The following is a 17,284-nucleotide window of genomic DNA, read 5'->3' on the forward strand; positions in this document are numbered from 1 at the left end:
ATTCTTTATTCAAGGAAGTGATGTGAATGCTTACAGAAGAACGGCACCAAGCCATTAGAAATTTGCTCAAACGAGAAGTCATTGTCAAACTCTATGAGATTATTGAAGCAACAGGTGCTTCTGAGTCAACTGTGAGACGTGATTTATCACAACTAGAAGAAGCGGGTGAATTAGTTAGAGTTCATGGGGGTGCTAAGCGGATATTCTCAGTGGATTACGAACCAAGTGTCAAAGAAAAGTCAGAACAATACCGTAGTGAGAAGGAACGTATCGGAAAGTATGCGGCTTCATTAATTCAAGTGAATGATTTTATCTATATTGATGCTGGAACGACAACCTTTTTTATGTTGCCTTTTATCGAAGCAGAAGATATTACGGTGGTAACCAATGGATTAGAGATTGCAACTTACTTAAGCGACCTTAATATTGAGACGATTCTCATTGGAGGTTTCATTAAGCCAAAGACACGTGCGATGATTGGTGCGGATGCAGTCAGTCAATTGAAACAATATCATTTCTCGAAAGCATTTATGGGAACGAATGGAATTGATAGTCAATATGGTTTTACGACACCCGATCGTGAAGAAGCACATGTGAAACAGACGGCTATTAATCAAACTAACCAAGTCTATATGCTCTCAGATAGTAGTAAGTTTGATAAGGTATCGTTTTGTAAGATTGTTGAATTGGATGATGCAATGGTTATAACCAATACCTTAACGGATAGAGTGCGTGAGAAGTTTAGTAAATTAACGAAAGTAAAGGAAGTATAAATCATGTTATATACAATTACATTCAATCCAGCCGTTGACTTAGTAATGAGTACAGATCATGTGACCTTAGGTGAATTGAACCGTGTCCAACGAGATGAATATGTAGCTGGAGGTAAGGGGATTAATATGTCTGTCTTACTTAAACGTCTTGGTCACGACAATATTGCAACCGGATTCCTAGGTGGCTTTACTGGTGAATTTATTCGACAACAATTATTGACGGAAGGCGTACAACCAGAATTCGTTGAGGTTGATGCGATTACACGTATTAATGTCAAGCTGAAAGCAGCTGAGGAAACGGAGATAAATGCGAAGGGACCAGTGATTCATCAGGCTGATATTGATCAACTTTTCCAATATTTTGATTCTAAGCTTACGGGGGAAGATGTTGTTTTTCTTGCAGGGAATACAGCTCCCGGTATGACGAGTGACCATTATGTTAAAATAGCTAAGTTATGCAAGGAAAAAGGCGCTAGATTCGTTCTGGATACTAATAAAGACTTATTAACTGCTTGTTTGGCCTATCAACCGTTCTTGATTAAACCTAATATTCATGAACTAGCTGAAATATTCAATGTCGAAATTCAAAGTCACCAAGAAGTGATTTATTACGCTAGGGAATTGCAACAGCGAGGTGGACGAAATGTCATCATCTCATTGGGTGGAGATGGCGCCTTCTTATTAACAGAACATGGAGAGATTTATCAATCTTCAGTGCCTAAAGGTCAAGTGATTAATTCAGTCGGTGCAGGGGATTCTATGGTTGCTGGATTTACTGCCAAATATATAGAGAGTCAAGATTATATAGCAAGCCTTCGTCAAGGGGCAGCTTGCGGAAGTAGCACCGCTTTTTCAATAGGTATTGCACAGTTAGATACAGTGAATCAATTAGTAGATGAGATAAAAATTACAAAGATTGGAGTTTAAGATAATGAAATTAGCAGAGTTATTCGTCAAAGATGCGATGGATCTATCACTAGAAAACACAGACAAAAAAAGTACATTACGTTATCTCGCTGAGCGTTTTGCACAAGCCGGTGGAGTAAGTGATGTAGATAGTTACGTTAAGAAATTAGAAGCGAGAGAGGCTCAATCGACTACGGGTGTCGGGGATGAGATTGCGATTCCTCATGCACAAGATGCTTCCATTAAGCAAGCAGCAATCGTCTTTGCACGTTCTAATGAAGGGGTCGAGTGGGCATCATTCGATGGGCTACCAGCTAAGTTAATCTTTATGATTGCTGCTCCTGAAGGGGGTGGAGAACATCTTCAAGCCCTAGCAAGTCTCTCAAGTATATTAATGAATCCTCAAGCTAAGGAAGCTTTATTGAACGCCCAAACATCAAAAGAAATTGTGGATATTATTGCCAGCTTTGAAGCAGAAAAAGAAGAAGAAAAAGTACAAGCGGCAGTATCTTCTATTGATGAAAAAGCTCAAACTGCTGGAGATATTTACTTACTTGCAGTAACTGCATGTCCAACAGGAATTGCCCATACTTATATGGCCGAAGAGAAATTGAATCAGGCAGCTAAAAAAGCTGGTTATGATATTAAAGTTGAAACAAATGGACAAACAGGTGTTGGGAATCGCTTAACTTCAGCTGATATCGAAAGGGCGACTGCAATTATTGTAGCAGCTGACAAGCAGGTTGAGATGGCTCGTTTTGATGGTAAGCCGGTTATTATTACGAAAGTAGCTGACGGAATTAATAAAGCCGATGAATTAGTAGGACGCGCAGCCAAAGCGGATGCCAAGATTTATCGCGCTAACCGAGAAGAGCACACAACGGCTTCAGATTCTGATGAGAATGAATCATTAGGTCGTCAATTTTACAAGCACTTAATGAATGGCGTCTCTCATATGTTACCATTCGTTGTCGCAGGTGGAATACTTATTGCCTTGTCTTTTTTCTGGGGAATTAACTCATCTAATCCAGAAGATCCTTCTTACAACCAAATTGCTCATGTATTAAATACAATTGGGAGCCTATCATTTGGAATGATGTTACCTGTTCTAGCAGGATTCATCGGTCAATCTGTTGCAGACCGTCCAGGTTTGGTAATTGGTTTCATGGGTGGGGTCTTCGCAAATCCTTCTACCTTATCAGCTTTCAGTGGGGCAGGAATCTTTGAAAATGCTGAAGCATCAGGGTTCTTAGGTGCTTTAGTGGCTGGTTTCCTAGCGGGAGGAATAGTATGGTGCTTACGTAAAGGATTAAGCTGGTTACCGAAGTCGATTGAAGGTATGAAGCCGATCTTCCTATACCCTGTACTAGGTGTCTTAGCTATGGGACTAATAATGTTCTTTGTTGTCAATGCCCCAATGGGCGCGGTGATGACAGGACTTCAAAACCTATTAACAAGCATTCCCTCTGAATTATCCGTGGTTTTAGGCTTTGTTGTAGCAGCGATGATGTCAATCGATATGGGTGGACCTATCAATAAGGCTGCTTATGTTACAGGAGCAGCCTTAGTTACAGCCTCTAATGGCGCGGGTTCAGATGTTATGGCTGCGGTTATGGTCGGTGGTATGGTACCGCCACTAGCCATCGCCATCTCAGCAACTTTCAACAAAAACTTATGGGCACCTGAACAAAGAAACAGTGCGCTCGTTAACTATGTCATGGGAGCATCCTTCATTACTGAAGGAGCAATTCCATTCGCTGCCTCTAACCCATTACGTGTTATCCCTTCACTAGCCATTGGTAGTGGGGTAGCAGGTGCTCTCTCAATGGTATTCGGAAGTGTCAGCTTTGTACCTCACGGTGGTATTTTCGCGGTCTTAGCTGGTGGGGTAACGAATCCATTAATGTACGCTTTATCTTGGTTAATTGGTGGCTTTGTCGGTGCTTTACTACTGAATTTCTTAGTAAAAAGCCCTAGCGAACAATTAGATAAATAATACTAGAAAAACACTGTTCTGTGATTGTAAAGAGCAGTGTTTTATTTGTCTTTGGTGATAAATTATATAAAATTGTTTTAGCAAAGAAGGAGTTTGAAAAATTTTAAGTAGCATACGGTGAGTAGGAGTGTTGTTTGGCGAATGGGTGGCTTTAAGCACTTGCTTAAGGAACTTTGTGTTCTGGAATTGTAACAGTATGACCATAGATTATGGATGTGTATGTAAAACACTTTCATATAAAAAGAATAAATCACACGTACTAGAACCATAAGATGATTTTCTTATGGTTCGGCGTTATTTAATGAGACAAATACGTTAAACATTTTCGCTTAACACTTCAATTTAGCTAATCAATCAAATAAAAATGAATTAAACGGAGGAACAAAATGCTTAAGATAAAAGCAGTAGATGAATCAAATTTTAACAATGTCATACAATTAGAACTAACCGAAAAACAAAAAGCTGCTAAATGGGTGTCCGATAATGTCTTTTCTTTGGCACAATGTTGGTTATATAGGAATAATAATGATTCATTTCCTAATGCTATATATTGGAATGATAAAGTGGTTGGCTTTGTATTGTATGAAATTGAAGCCGATAGCAACGAATTCATGATCTGGCGTATTATGATTGGCCAACAATTCCAAGGCAAAGGATATGGTAGAAAAGCTATAAAGGAAATTATTAAATATACAGAAAACAATTATCCAGAACGCATATTAGTAGCAGATTATGTCCAAGGAAACGAGCCAATGAAGCATCTGCTAATTAGTCTAGGTTTTAAAGAAGTAGGCTTTAATGAGGAGTATAACGAACATGTATTGCATTACCGGCATAAGTAACAAGAATTAGTCTAAGACAATTTTTCTTAAGCAACTAAACAGCTTTTGATAAATTGTCTTTTGAATTGCACATAAAGTGAAAGGAAGAGAGTGATGCATTTGATCATTAAATAAATCAGATAATATCTTAAATATTATATGGGTTTACATAATATATAGTAAATTTAACATGTATGTTTATTTCAACATTACCTATGATATTTTAATTATAAATGAGTTAAATATTACGATAGTTAATTGATGTATAATTAATATAAATTTCAAGATCTACTAATCGAAATGATTAGTAGGTCTTTTTTTGTTTGAAAAAATAAAAGGACGTGTAAATAAATGGAAAACACACAGAATGCAACTTCTTGCCAGCGTGACAAGAAGTTAGGTAAAGTAATTGCTATCGCCAACCAAAAAGGTGGCGTTGGTAAAACAATGACAACTATGAATCTTGGCTACTCGCTAAGTAAACAAGGATATAAGGTACTTCTAATAGACTTTGATCCACAACACAATTTAACAAACTATCTCGAAGGAGAAGAACATGTTCTTACAATTTCGGAAGCCATAGGGCAAGAAATAGTAGGAGAAACAGAGTATGTAAAATCTTTAATTCAAAAGTATAACGAAACACTTCACTATATCCCTACTAATTTGTCACTATCTGCTATTGAGTTAAAGCTTGTAATGACAAATGCAAGAGAATATATTTTGACGGATATTTTAACAAACTTGAAAATCAGAGAACTTTACGATTATGTACTAATAGATTGTATGCCTGCGTTAAACATGTTGCTAATTAATGTATTGACAGCGGTTGATAGCATTATCGTTCCAGTCGAAGCAAGTTATGGTGCATTTGAAGGATTAGAACAACTGTTTGAATATGTAAAGATGGTTCAAAAACGTTTGAATAGAGAGTTAAAAATTGAAGGAATTGTTTATACGAAAGTTAACCATACAAAAATTAGTAAAGAAGTAAGAGAAAAGCTTCGAAAAATGTATCCTGGTTTACTACTATCTATTGAAATTAAAGAACTGACAGAAGCTAGAAAATCATATGCTGATAGAGTTCCACTTGAACAAATGAATCAAAGTCGATTAGCTATTGATTATGCAAATTTAGCAACTGAAATCTCAAATAAAGGGGGGCAAAAGTGATGTTATCGATTGAATCGATGTTTGGATTAGGCCAACCAGATACTGAACTAAATAACATTATTTTACTTCCAATTTCACAACTTGAACCATACCCTAATCAGCCTTTTAAAATGTATTCCAAAGAAAAATTAGAAGAACTTTCGGAAGATATTAAACAAAACGGTCTTTTAAATCCATTAATTGTAAGAACAATTGAAGGTAGAAAGTATCAGGTACTTTCTGGGCATAATCGCTTAAATGCTATGAAGTTAAATGGTGAAGTAAATGTTCCAGCAATTATTAAAGATTGCACAGACAATGAAGCCAAATTGATTTTAGTTCAATCAAACTTACTTCAAAGACAAGAATTATCCAATCGAGAAAAAGCAGAAGCCTTTAAAATGAGAAATGAAGCATTGAAATCACAAGGAAAACGTAAGGAAAACAAACTACACGCTTTAGAAGAAATAGCAAAAACAGAAAAAGAATCAAGCAGAACTATTGCTCGCTATATCAAGACAACAAAGCTAGTTCCTGAACTTATGGATCAATTTGATGAAGGAGAACTCTCATTACCAACTGCTGAATTGATTGCAGGGCTATCAAGTAGCAATCAGAATAATTTAGTAGAAATAATAGCAAGTGAAAACGTCAAACTTACCACTAATCAAGCAAAATCATTAAATGAATTAGAAAAGAATAATAATGAAATAACTAAATCAGATATCTTGACTATTTTAACAAAAGTACCTCCAAAAAAATTAACAGAAATAAGTAAAGTAAAAAATGCGTTAGTTAATAAGGATATTACGCTAGATGATGATGTCATTGAGGATTTTCTCGAAATTCTAAATGACTTAAAGTACTTAAAAAATCCAGTCATAGAATAAGTGGTGAAGATATGAAACAGAGATCTTATATTTCAACTTTTTTATGTAAGGAGTGCGGTTGCAAAATGGAACTGCCGAGAACATTCACACGAAGGCGAGAAATATTTCACATCAAGACAATGTACTGCTACAACTGTAAAAAAGAAATGGACTTTATCGAAGCAGAAGAATTCAAAGATGAAACTCATAGAAAATTTTGGTGAAATCTTTTAAAAAATTTAACTATCAAACTATGACTAAATCAAACCTCAACTTCTTGCCACGCTGGCAAGAAGTTTTTAAACGAAAGGAAGTGGAAGCAATGTTTCAATTTATAGTGTTCATACTTAAAATAACTATAGACGTTGTATTATATGGTATTTACATACTGTTGGTGCTTATTACTCCTTTAACGAACCTGTTAGCTTTATTTTCAAGAGTAATCGGAACGTTGTTTCTTCTTTTTATTTTATTGTTAGGATTTGATTCTTCATTTCCAACAGCTGATAAGTTTTTGTTCATTCTAGGTACTCTATTAATACTAGCTTCTGGATACTTACTTCCACTCATTAAGGAGTCCATAGGAATCTATTTTGAGCGCAATCAAACAAAGAGAGAGAATTAAGAGGATTAAATCAATGTACATTATAAAAAGAAAGACGTATCCAGCAGAACTACTATGCCGAATTTGCGGTTGCAAAAGGATAATCCCACGAAGAAACAGTGAAAAAAAAGAAATATTTCAAGAAATAACAGTTTATTGTATGGAATGTAAAGAAGATACAATCCATCTTGAAGCTCCTTTTCATAAAAATAGGGAGCACTTTTATCTTTACTAAATGATATTTTGGAGGAATAAAATGCGAGGAATAAAATGTCAAAAAAAAATTCCACAAATAGAACTCATTAACGTATTTAATGACGGTATCGAGCAGTGTCTTATAGTAGATTTTATTAAGTTAACAGTAGGTGAAAATCATGTTCATTAAACAATATCTCATATACAAAATAATAATGTATATGTTAAGAATCATTAGTTTTATGATTTTTACGTTAATTTTATTATTTATTATTGGTTGGGGAATGTCATCCTACCAGCCTGAACAGGCAAATAATATTTCTGCTTTTATTTTAGAATTAATACCAGATTTTGTATTTGAACTAGCAGAAAAATTTTACTTTACGGTGATGAACTTTGTGTTTGAATTATTTAGTTAATAGGGAGTGATGTCATGAGCGATACCATAAAACGATATAGTAAGCATAAAGGTTACGAAAGTTTACCCAGAGAATTACTGCAAAATACAGATTTGTCTTTAGAATCGATTGGCTTAATCGCTAATATTTCTAGTTATCCTGATACATGGATACTAAGAAAGACAGAATTGCAGAAGCGATTCCCGAAAAATAAACGTACTGTTATAGACCGTATTTGGGATGAGTTAGTAGAAAATAATTATATTATACAATTTAGGAAGCGGACAGGTAAGTCTTATGAATACCGTTACTTTTACAACGTTGAACCATTTAAATTAGATGAAATTCAAGAGTTATTATGGCAAAATTTTGATGAAAATTTTGTTTTATATCACAAATCCATGAAACAAAAAAACTTTAACAACTTAGAATTAACGGATTATATTTTCGCAGATAATAAAGATACGCTGGACTGTCGGTTTTGGACTGTCGAAAATCAACAGTCCAAAAAACATGATTATAGCGACGTTTCTTCAAATGTTGATTTTGGACAGTCCAAAATGGACAGTCGAAAATCAACACTTAGTAAATTAACTAATAAAGAGATTTACTATAAAGACAAAGATGAAGAAGAAGATATATTTATTAATAACAAAGAAAAAAATAAATCTTTAATTTTATTACCTACAATGACAAAAGAATTAAAAGAGATTGAAAAACTATTAAAAAAAAATTTAGTCTTGAAACCTGATAGAGAAAAAATATTACTTGAACTTGAAAACCACTATGAGTTGCAAAATTTAAAGTTAATCGAAGAACAACTAAAATGGTGTGAGCAAAAAGAACGGATAAGTAGTATTGGAGATTATCCAAAATACTTCATAAAAGGATTAAAAATGAGATATTCTCGCGAAGGTAAACCTATCGATTCAAGATACGATCATATTGAAATTCCGATTATTGATTTTTTTAATCGCAATTCCGATAACTAGTCCATGTTTCATAAAATTAAGATATTAAACTAGAAAAGAGTGGTGACTATAAAATGAAAAAAATAACACTAGGAATTATGTTGTTAAGTACAATTTTTATATTTCAAAGTAGTAAAACTGTTTCTGCTGAAAGTATAATGCTTCAAACAACAGATACTATTCATATTACAAACGAAACGCAGCAAGCAAAAGTAACAGCATTCTTTAATAGCCTTTTCGCTAATGAAGAAACAAATAAGAGTGTAGAAACAACAAAAGAAGAAAATAATGTTTCACAAGGAGTGAGTAGTTCTAAGAATAGTGATGGAGAAACTTATACAGAAGTATCTTCATCAAATCAGAATAATAACCACGTAACAACACCTCAACCAAAACCAGAACCAGAATCTAAACTCGAATCTAAACCCGAACCAGAACCAGAAAGCATACCAGATCCAGAGCCTATTCCGCAACCAGAGGTAATTTATCCAAACGCTCCAACTTCAATACCTGTTGGATACTTTGCTTCCATGGACGAAGGCCTGTCTTGGGGAGCATATAACTTTCCAGAAGGGGCTACCAATTATCAAGTTTACACTGCTGGTTTTCTACAAAATGGCACACCCTATTACGGTGTAGATTATTATTATGGAAATTAACAAATTAAACGACTTTTTATAAGTCGTTTTTGTATTTAGGAGGTTAAAAATGGAGTTAAACATTACATATTTAGTAATACCACCATAGTTTGAAATGGAAAAAAGCGTTGCTAATTAAACAAGGAAAGGATAAAAGAATGAAAAAATACAATAAAATAAAAAAATCATTAGTTCTGACACTTTTAAGTTCAGGACTATTTTTTATGCCTAATTCTGTTAATGCTGTAACAAACGACGAAATAGGTGAATCAATCATTGAAACTGAATTGATTGAAAATGTAGAATCACCACCAGAAGTTGCTGATTTAGAAGTGATTATCGATGAAGATGTTAGTATAACCGAGGAACATCCATTAGTTGATGAAACCGAAGAGTTAAGGCTAAAAGATGAGGCTGAACTAGCTGAAACCGAACGATTAGCCGAAGAAGCGAAAAAAGCAGAGGAAGAAAAATTAGCTGAGGAACAGCGAATCTCCGAAGAAAAGAGAGTAGCAGAGGAAGCTGAAAAAATTGAAGCCGAACGTTTGGCTGAGGAACAACGGTTAGCAGAGGAAGCGAGAAAGGCAGAGGAAATAAGATTAGCGGAAGAAGAAAGACTTGCAGAAGAAGCAAGGTTAGCAGAGGAAGCTAATAAAATTGCTAAAGAAGAACAAGATAAAAAAGATAAAGAAATATTAGAAAAATATTCTGAACAATTTAACATATCCTTAGACAACTTAAAACTTGTAAGAAGTTCTGACGGAAAATATGCCGAAGTTATGAGCAGCACCACCAGTAATGGCATTTTAACCAATGTTTCCGGCACAAAAATAGGAACTGTATATTACGGTAGAGAACAATTAACAAATTATTGGGATGATTTATATGTTTTATCTATCAATGGTGATGTCGTATTTTGTATTGAACCGATGACTTCTTGGATTGGTGGTACATACTACGAAGGTACTGAATTTCCGGACGAAACCGTCATACTTGATAACTTAGCCCCGTTCTATCCTTCTGATGCCGGTGGAAAAGTTGAAATCGATAAAACAAGTAGACTGAAAATCGAACAAATAGTTGAATTTGGATATAAACAACAACTATCGAATCAAAACTATGCTTTTACTCAACTTTATATTTGGGAAGTATTAGGAGTAAATCTAAATACAGGACAAGGTTATTTAGCAGAAAATTATAATACCTATTCGACTTGGAAGTCTCAAGTTGATACAAAAATCGCAAATCATAAATCTACTCCTTCTTGGAACAACGGTAACGTATCTCTAAAAAAAGGAGAGTCTATTACTTTAAACGATACATACAATGTATTTGATAAATTAATTATACCAGCCACTTGGAATGGATTCAGTTTTGAAAAAATCAATGCTAATGAATTGAAAGTAACAGCAAGTGAAAATGCAGTTGGTGGTATCTATAATTTCTTACCAGATTTATCAAAATTACCTGATGCTGTATCTTTGATTTACACGAGTCCAGGACAGCAAACATTTAGTAGTTTAAACTTTTTAGATCCGATAAGAGCTCTATTAAACTTCAATATATTGCCTAGTAATGGAGAGCTTGAATTAGTTAAAAAAGGTGAAGATGGTAGTTTATTAGCCGAAGCAGAATTTGAAATTCTTGATTCAACAGGTAAAGTTGTTGCAACTCAAAAAACAAATTCAAAAGGTGTTTTACTGGTTGAGGATTTAGCCGAAGGAACTTACACTATTCGTGAGAAAACAGCACCTAAAGGCTATATTATTTCTTCCGAAACCGTTCAAGCAATTATTAAAGACGGTCAAAAATCAATTGTTGAATTTATCAATGCTTTAGCACAAGGACGTTTAGAGATTGTTAAAGAAGATCACGAAACAAATGTACGCTTAGAAGGTGCTATATTTGATGTTGTAGATTCATTAGGAAATGTTGTTGATACTGTAACGACTGATAAAAACGGTACAGCGTTTACAAAATTGTTGGCACTGGGTCATTATAAATTAATTGAAAAAACAGCACCTAAAGGCTATCAATTAGATTCAACTCCTGTTGATTTCGAATTAGCCTATCAAGATCAAAATACTACAATTGTTAATTTGGTACTTACGTTATTGAATGCTGACTTACCACCTTCTATTGGAACCTCAGCAACAAATAACGAAGATGGTAGTAAGGTTCTAGACGCTTTAGAAGAGGTTGTCATTAAGGATTCAGTATCTTATACAGATTTAATCGTAGGCAAATGGTATGAAATAGTAGGACATTTAAGAGATAAAGCCACAGGAAATAAATTGTTGGTAGATGATAAAGAAGTTACATCAAGTATTAAATTTCAAGCTGAAAAAACATCAGGTGTGATTGATTTGTTATTTAAACTCAATGCTTCTGCCTTACAAGGTAAAGAAGTAGTCGTTTTTGAAGATTTATTCAGAAACGGAGTACTAGTTGCAAGCCACGCGGATATTAACGACAAAGGACAAACCGTTAAATTCACTAACCCTAAACTGGGGACAACAGCAACAAATAACGAAGATGGTAATAAGGTTCTAGACGCTTTAGAAGAGGTTGTTATTAAGGATTCAGTATCTTATACAGATTTAATCGTAGGCAAATGGTATGAAATAGTAGGACATTTAAGAGATAAAGCCACAGTAAATAAATTGTTGGTAGATGGTAAAGAAGTCACATCAAGTATTAAATTTCAAGCTGAAAAAACATCAGGTGTGATTGATTTGTTATTTAAACTCAATGCTTCTGCCTTACAAGGTAAAGAAGTAATAGTATTTGAAGACTTATACAGAGAAGGTTCTCTATTGACGAGCCATGCCGATATTAACGACAAAGGACAAACTGTACGATTCACTAAACCAAAACTTCAAACAGAAGCTAAGTATGAAGATGGATTAAAGGAAACTAATCCATTAGAAAAAGTAACAATCATTGATACTGTGTCATACCAAGATTTAATCATTGGCAAGAAATATACAGTAGAAGGTATCTTAATGGATAAAGCTACTAACAAACCTTTATTAGTAGATGGAAAAGAAATTCGTTCTACTCTTACTTTCACTGCTAAACAAGTGAACGGATCAATAGAAATTACGTTTGATATTCCAGCGCATTTATTGCGTGGAAAAGAAATCGTAGTATTTGAAGATTTAATTAGAGAAGGTCAAGAATTAGCCTTCCACAGAGATATCGAAGATGAAAAACAAACTGTCATCGTTAACGATCCTAAAATTGGAACAACAGCAACCTCTAAAGATGGCGGTAAACTAGTTGATCCATTAAAAGAAGTCACATTAGTTGATAAAGTAACATATAACAACTTAGTTGTAGGAAAGAAATATGTCATCAATGGTGTTTTAATGGAGAAATCCACTGGTTTAGAACTATTAATCAACGGAAAAAACATAACAAGTACATTAGAGTTTATCGCTGAAACAGCAAGTGGTTTCGTAAACTTAGAATTTGTGTTTAATGCGTCAGCTTTAAAAGGCAAAGAAATCGTTGTTTTTGAATCATTAGTAAATGAAGAATTAGAAATTGCGACTCATAAAGATATTAACGATCAAGGACAAACAGTTAGAGTAACAAAACTATTATTACAGACAGAAGCAAAATATGATGATGGATTAAAGGAAACTGACCCTAATCAGGTTGCGACGGTCATCGATACTGTGTCATACCAAGATTTAATTATTGGCAAGAAATATACAGTGGAAGGTATCTTAATGGATAAAGCTACTAACAAACCTTTATTAGTAGATGGAAAAGAAATTCGTTCTACTCTTACTTTCACTGCTACGCAAGCTAACGGAACAGTAGAAATCAAGTTTGATATACCTGCATATTTATTACGCGGAAAAGAAATCGTAGTATTTGAAGATTTAATTAGAGAAGGTCAAGAATTAGCCTTCCACAGAGATATCGAAGATGAAAAACAAACAGTCATTGTAAATAACCCTAGAATTGAAACAGACGCTACGGTTAATGGTGAGAAAATCATTATTGGTAGTGGTGCGTTTACAATCGAAGACTTAATTAAATATTTCGATTTAATCCCTGGCAAAAAGTACACAATAAATGGTTGGTTAGTTGATAAAGCAACTGGAGAACCTATTTATGTTGATGGAGAACAATTAATAGTTTCACTTGAGCTTGTACCAGAAACAAAAGATGGCGAAGTAATTATGACATTTAACTTACCAAATGGCGAAGTCTTCTGGGATACATCATTAGTCGTTTTCCAAGAATTGATAAGTGAAAAAGGCGATATTATTGTAGAACATCAAGATATCGACAATGAAAGACAAACCGTAACAATTTCTTCACCACCAGTCACTCCTAGCGGACCACAATTACCGAATACTGGTGAGAAAAATTCAATTATTGGTTTGTCAACTGCAATAGTGTTATTAACAATCGGATTGTCTTTAGTCTTAAAGAAACAGAAAGAAGAAGAATAAAAAAACTCAAAATAGACTTCTTGCCAGCGTGGCAAGAAGTCAAAGGAGGTACAAATGGCAGATTTAATAATTTCAGTTTCAAAAACTGATATGAAACAAATGGAGAAAAATGCGAATACAATTCTAGAGTTAAAAGGACTGAATCCAGAAGAATACTGGTATCAAATTCATTTGCAAATAGTATCTGAAAACTTTGGGTTACTTATTCAAGATACGAACAAAGAGAAGGAGTGACAAATTACATATGAACTTTTTAAAAATTGTTCCGGTTATAGGACAAAGTAGTATTAATAGTATTATTGATGGGTTTACTTCAAGTGCAACATCTACATTTGTTGCGATTGCATCTGGTGTAGCTGTCATGATGTTTGCAGGACTAGGAGTTTGGTTCATGGTTGCTGGGCAAGAAGATACCTCAAAAATCAAGAAATGGTTTATTCGTGTAGTATGTGGGTACATTATTGTAATAACAGCTGCTAGTATAGTTGGTTATATTACTAGTCAAGCAGGGGGTTGGGGATAGGAAGGTGAGAATTAGTGCTTTTTAAATTCAAAAGTAGTAGCTCGGAATTAAACAAAAAGTTTGAGCGTTCAAAAAAATATTCAGTTTACGAAGCTGTTGAACTTATTAAAAATTTGGATAATGATATAAAAAGTGAACAAAAAACAGCTGATTTAACGGTATTAATTTGGAATGAAAATCAACAAATTAGCGCAGACACCATAAAACTTGGAGAGGGGGAAGGGATTGATTATCTTATATATTTAGAAAAGAGACTTTTTGAATTACATAAAGATGATATGGATTTTGAAAGTAAGAAAAAGGAAATTGAAATGTTTATCAATGCCCTTCAAGAAATTTATGCAGAACAGTATAATGCAACACTAATACCAGAGTCAGAACCTAAAGCAAAAAGGGAATTTAAAAATCCAATAATATTTAATAAATCAAAAGTATTGAAAATGATTATATTACCAATATCTATTTTACTATTAGCATTTGTTGGATATAAATTATTCAAGGGTGATTCAGAAGAAACACTTGCAACTGAAAATATTGAAACGAGTAGTCAAATTACCGAAGTTGCTAGTTTGAGCGAAGAAAGTACTTATGATTTAACCTACCTAGATCAGTTGTTATCAGAAAAAAGATTTGAAGAAGCTTTGCAAGAATATCCACAAGAATACCCTTACATTGAAAGAGAAATCTTTTACTTAGGTCTTGATGGAATACCATATTTAGAAACTTTCTTACAAGAAAAGTCTGAATATTTAAAAGGACAATTCGATTTAGCATATTTAAAGAAAGAATTTCAAACAGTAGTAGAATTAAAAGATCAAGCTGACAGTGACGAAAGGTTAACGCAATTAGCGGTCGCATATATCAATCTCAATCTACTTAATGAAGCAGAAGAAATTAACGATAGATTGCAAGTTTCAAAACTAACAGAACAAATAGAAACTGCAAAAAATCGTAACTTAATTAATATGATTAAAGATGGAAAAATTGAAGAAGCAAAAAGCGAACAGGTTTATTTACAAAATCCTAGAGTAACTGAATACTTTAATCTATTAGATGAAGCTAATCAACAAATAGAAGCAATAGAAGAACAGTTATTGCAGGTTGATTTGATTAGCGAAGAAGAAATTGAATCTTTAAATAAACAGAAAGAAAAGCTAATAGAAGAAATAAATAATTTCTTCTATTTATTCTAACCAAACTTCTTGCCATGGTGGCAAGAAGTTATTATTCAAAAATCAGAGAGGAAATATAAAATGAAGAAAACCTTAACAAAAGTGGTCGCATTAAGTTTATTAGGAATGAATCTTGCTCCCGTTGAAATACTTACAGCATTAGCAAATGAATCATCTTCTATTGTGACCTCAATGGACGCATATACTGTTTATGAGAACTCACAATATGGAGTAGTCGTTAAAATTCCAGAAGAACAAACAGAGAATATCGAGAAGGTAGAAATTGAAATCATTACTGACCGAGAAGAAATTGAAAAAAGACTAAAAGGTGTTCCGAATGCTATCCAAGATAGCGTATTTGATTTATTGATTATCCGAATTACAGATAAAGACGGTAACCTAGTTACGAAAGTAAACGCAGAAGTTACAATTAATTCAGAAACAGATTATAGTAAACTAGATAAAATTCTATTTCTTACAGACGATAAAACTTATAAAACACTAGAATTTAGTAATAATAACGAAATTGTGGAATTTACAACTAAAGATTTAGGAGAATTTGCTCTTGTGTTTGAATTAGAGGATAAAGCAGCTGCTGAAAGAGAAAGAGATCAAAACTTAAGTGACATCGCTAGTATTCTTGATGAAGACACTGATGATGAAACGCTAGAAGATATTTCAAGTATTCACCCAGAAGAACCAGAGCCTGAAAAACCAGAAAGACCAGAACCGGAACCGGAAGAACCCACAGATCCAGTAGAGCCAGAAGAACCAGAAGAACCAGAAGAACCAAACATCCCAGATCCGACTCCAGAACCAGAACCAGAACCTCAACCAGAGCCAGATCCGACTCCTGAACCACAACCAGAGCCTGAACCAGAAGTTGAAGTAGAGCCGATTCCAGAAGGATATTTTGAAAGTATGGAAAAAGCTTTAGAGTGGTGTTCAAGTAATTTCCCTAAAGCTTCAACTAATTATCAAGTGTTTACCGCTGGTTCGTTAGCAGATGGCACTCCGTATTACGGAGTCAATTATTTCTATGATTACGATTATAAGTTTTCAACTTTAGAATCAGCAGAAAATTACGCTTCAAATTACAAAGCGTCAAATGCACAAGTGCATAGTTATGAAGTCGTTGAAATTATTGATAGTGATGGGGTAACAAAATATGTCGTATTAACTTCATTACACTTAAACCCTGATGAAACAGTAGTATATAATCCTAATACTCCTGAATATGGATTTAGTTCACTTGATGAAGCTATTGCAAAAGCACAAGAAGTAAAAGACGGTAATTCTGACATCGAAAACTATGAAGTGCATACAGCCATAGGTAAAGACGGAAACGCTTATTTCTTGTTATCTTTTAGCTATAAAACAGAAGAAACTATTGATACTGAATTACCAGTGGAAACAGAAAATGACTTAGATGTTGCAGAAGAGATGGACGATGTTATAGAACTTGAAGAATCAGAAGAAGTGAACATAATAGATGAATCTGACTTATCAGCAGAAGTAGAAGAAACAACTGATACAGAATCACTAGACGAAACCCAAGACGCAACTGATTTTGAAGAAAGTAAAGACACAGAAGAAACTGAAAATGTCGATAGTTTAGTAGAACAGGAAATTCATGATGGTTTCATTGAAAATGGCTTTGAATATGTTGGTACAGAGGGCGAATTCAGCCTATACGAAAAGTCATTTAATGAAACAGAAGAAAGTATCATTTATGAAGTAGAATCAAGTCAATTAATTATTGAGACATCAGCTGAATAACAGATTAGATAAAAA

General features: G+C 34.0%; 14 protein-coding genes. All 14 read left to right on the forward strand.

Annotation, left to right across the window (positions count from 1 at the left end):
* The first annotated feature begins 26 nt into the window (after positions 1-26).
* The 14 genes from ACTQ54_RS04945 (at position 27) to ACTQ54_RS05010 (ending at position 17,269) form a co-directional block, all read left to right on the forward strand.
* Positions 27-773 carry a DeoR/GlpR family DNA-binding transcription regulator gene (locus tag ACTQ54_RS04945; protein ID WP_441755049.1) on the forward strand — a complete coding sequence of 249 codons (747 nt, stop codon included), beginning with the start codon at positions 27-29 and terminating at the stop codon, positions 771-773.
* A 3-nt stretch (positions 774-776) separates the two neighbouring features.
* On the forward strand, positions 777-1,700 hold the full coding sequence (pfkB, locus tag ACTQ54_RS04950; protein WP_441755050.1) for a 1-phosphofructokinase: 924 nt from the start codon (positions 777-779) through the stop codon (positions 1,698-1,700).
* Between the two features lie 4 nt (positions 1,701-1,704).
* A complete protein-coding gene (locus ACTQ54_RS04955; protein WP_441755051.1) occupies positions 1,705-3,675 on the forward strand; it encodes a PTS fructose transporter subunit IIABC in 1,971 nt (656 codons plus the stop codon).
* Between the two features lie 386 nt (positions 3,676-4,061).
* Positions 4,062-4,517 (forward strand): GNAT family N-acetyltransferase, encoded by a 456-nt coding sequence (locus ACTQ54_RS04960; protein ID WP_441755052.1) that lies wholly within the window; start codon positions 4,062-4,064, stop codon positions 4,515-4,517.
* Positions 4,518-4,847: 330 nt separating this feature from the next.
* On the forward strand, positions 4,848-5,669 hold the full coding sequence (locus tag ACTQ54_RS04965) for a ParA family protein (RefSeq protein WP_441755053.1): 822 nt from the start codon (positions 4,848-4,850) through the stop codon (positions 5,667-5,669).
* Complete coding sequence (locus ACTQ54_RS04970; protein ID WP_441755054.1) at positions 5,669-6,538, forward strand: ParB/RepB/Spo0J family partition protein; 870 nt, start codon at positions 5,669-5,671, stop codon at positions 6,536-6,538. The genes ACTQ54_RS04965 and ACTQ54_RS04970 overlap by 1 nt, the downstream gene beginning before the upstream one ends.
* Positions 6,539-7,495: 957 nt before the next feature.
* Positions 7,496-7,735 carry a hypothetical protein gene (locus ACTQ54_RS04975; RefSeq protein WP_441755055.1) on the forward strand — a complete coding sequence of 80 codons (240 nt, stop codon included), beginning with the start codon at positions 7,496-7,498 and terminating at the stop codon, positions 7,733-7,735.
* Positions 7,736-7,749: 14 nt separating this feature from the next.
* Positions 7,750-8,706, forward strand: a complete 957-nt coding sequence (locus ACTQ54_RS04980; RefSeq protein ID WP_441755056.1) for a hypothetical protein — start codon at positions 7,750-7,752, stop codon at positions 8,704-8,706.
* Positions 8,707-8,759: 53 nt separating this feature from the next.
* Positions 8,760-9,344: a hypothetical protein gene (locus ACTQ54_RS04985; RefSeq protein ID WP_441755057.1), complete on the forward strand. Its 585-nt coding sequence runs from the start codon at positions 8,760-8,762 to the stop codon at positions 9,342-9,344.
* 137 nt (positions 9,345-9,481) lie between these two features.
* Entirely contained in the window at positions 9,482-13,795 is a 4,314-nt protein-coding gene (locus ACTQ54_RS04990; protein WP_441755058.1) for a VaFE repeat-containing surface-anchored protein, read from the forward strand.
* 54 nt (positions 13,796-13,849) lie between these two features.
* Positions 13,850-14,029 carry a hypothetical protein gene (locus ACTQ54_RS04995; RefSeq protein WP_441755059.1) on the forward strand — a complete coding sequence of 60 codons (180 nt, stop codon included), beginning with the start codon at positions 13,850-13,852 and terminating at the stop codon, positions 14,027-14,029.
* Between the two features lie 10 nt (positions 14,030-14,039).
* Positions 14,040-14,318, forward strand: coding sequence for a hypothetical protein (locus ACTQ54_RS05000; protein ID WP_441755060.1), 279 nt, complete (start codon positions 14,040-14,042; stop codon positions 14,316-14,318).
* A gap of 14 nt (positions 14,319-14,332) precedes the next feature.
* Positions 14,333-15,511: a hypothetical protein gene (locus tag ACTQ54_RS05005; RefSeq protein ID WP_441755061.1), complete on the forward strand. Its 1,179-nt coding sequence runs from the start codon at positions 14,333-14,335 to the stop codon at positions 15,509-15,511.
* A 60-nt stretch (positions 15,512-15,571) separates the two neighbouring features.
* Entirely contained in the window at positions 15,572-17,269 is a 1,698-nt protein-coding gene (locus tag ACTQ54_RS05010) for a hypothetical protein (protein ID WP_441755062.1), read from the forward strand.
* Positions 17,270-17,284 lie beyond the last annotated feature (15 nt).

It is taken from the genome of Fundicoccus sp. Sow4_H7 (genome assembly GCF_052115865.1).
Taxonomy (GTDB): Bacteria; Bacillota; Bacilli; order Lactobacillales; family Aerococcaceae; genus Fundicoccus_A.

Excerpts from the sequence above, each read along its gene's own strand:
- ACTQ54_RS04945 (WP_441755049.1), top strand. The coding sequence starts at position 27 with ATGCTTACAGAAGAACGGCACCAAGCCATTAGAAATTTGCTCAAACGA.
- pfkB (WP_441755050.1), top strand. The coding sequence starts at position 777 with ATGTTATATACAATTACATTCAATCCAGCCGTTGACTTAGTAATGAGT.
- ACTQ54_RS04955 (WP_441755051.1), top strand. The coding sequence starts at position 1,705 with ATGAAATTAGCAGAGTTATTCGTCAAAGATGCGATGGATCTATCACTA.
- ACTQ54_RS04960 (WP_441755052.1), top strand. The coding sequence starts at position 4,062 with ATGCTTAAGATAAAAGCAGTAGATGAATCAAATTTTAACAATGTCATA.
- ACTQ54_RS04965 (WP_441755053.1), top strand. The coding sequence starts at position 4,848 with ATGGAAAACACACAGAATGCAACTTCTTGCCAGCGTGACAAGAAGTTA.
- ACTQ54_RS04970 (WP_441755054.1), top strand. The coding sequence starts at position 5,669 with ATGTTATCGATTGAATCGATGTTTGGATTAGGCCAACCAGATACTGAA.
- ACTQ54_RS04975 (WP_441755055.1), top strand. The coding sequence starts at position 7,496 with ATGTTCATTAAACAATATCTCATATACAAAATAATAATGTATATGTTA.
- ACTQ54_RS04980 (WP_441755056.1), top strand. The coding sequence starts at position 7,750 with ATGAGCGATACCATAAAACGATATAGTAAGCATAAAGGTTACGAAAGT.
- ACTQ54_RS04985 (WP_441755057.1), top strand. The coding sequence starts at position 8,760 with ATGAAAAAAATAACACTAGGAATTATGTTGTTAAGTACAATTTTTATA.
- ACTQ54_RS04990 (WP_441755058.1), top strand. The coding sequence starts at position 9,482 with ATGAAAAAATACAATAAAATAAAAAAATCATTAGTTCTGACACTTTTA.
- ACTQ54_RS04995 (WP_441755059.1), top strand. The coding sequence starts at position 13,850 with ATGGCAGATTTAATAATTTCAGTTTCAAAAACTGATATGAAACAAATG.
- ACTQ54_RS05000 (WP_441755060.1), top strand. The coding sequence starts at position 14,040 with ATGAACTTTTTAAAAATTGTTCCGGTTATAGGACAAAGTAGTATTAAT.
- ACTQ54_RS05010 (WP_441755062.1), top strand. The coding sequence starts at position 15,572 with ATGAAGAAAACCTTAACAAAAGTGGTCGCATTAAGTTTATTAGGAATG.